The sequence below is a fragment of the Parendozoicomonas sp. 209JJ7-1 genome (assembly GCF_058147085.1).
Window position 1 is genome coordinate 1 of record NZ_JBYVJU010000106.1, and the last position, 718, is coordinate 718.

Annotated in this window: 1 protein-coding gene; it reads left to right on the forward strand. The window is 40.3% G+C overall.

Annotated elements, in window-relative coordinates:
• Positions 1 to 295: 295 nt before the first annotated feature.
• The gene (locus tag ACY2RQ_RS19575; RefSeq protein ID WP_490114695.1) at positions 296 to 637 is read left to right on the forward strand and encodes a hypothetical protein; all 342 of its coding nucleotides are present in this window, start codon (positions 296 to 298) and stop codon (positions 635 to 637) included.
• The last annotated feature ends 81 nt before the right edge of the window (positions 638 to 718 follow it).

Consider the following 718-nt stretch of genomic DNA (forward strand, 5'->3'; position numbering starts at 1 on the left):
TTGTGTCCATACATTCGTGCAGCCAGCCACAACCAAAGTGCGCACTTCGTATTGTGGTGCGACACATTCAATGCAAACCGGGTAAGCACTAACAAGCGCATCCAAGTGACGCCTTCGGCGCACCTGATGCGGGCGTTAGGAGCTCCCAAATCTCAAATACCGAGTTGCATGAGAATAGAAACCGATAGGACTGAGATTCAACGCTTTCTCCTGAAGGTTTAGTACTTTATTGCCTAGAAAATCAACGTTATCTTGAGAACCTTGAAGGCTCATTATTACTACGCAGGTTGAATATATGAGTATGCTAAAAGATCTAAGCGGTAAGAAATATACAGCAGAAAATGGCCAGCAAACATTCGACATTCCTGATGCTAAATCTAATTTGGTTCCTATCATTGGTGAACTCCTACAAGAACAGTTTGGATTTTTACCATCATCCAACCCAACAATAAGTCTTGATCAGGTTGTTATCGAAGTGGAGAGGAATGGAGTCAAACTAGGCTTGGGTTGGGATAACTGGTCTGGAGCTTATGTCATGGGATTCTGTGAACAAGGTAGCAAGTGGGTGAATAAAATATCACACTTTTTAAATGATGAATTTGAAAATACCAAATACAGAAAGTACGTCGACATGTAAAAATACTATATTAGATCGTCGTATCCTAAATTTTAACAATGTAGCTAACTTCAGAAAAATCAAAACCTGCACCTAACAAGT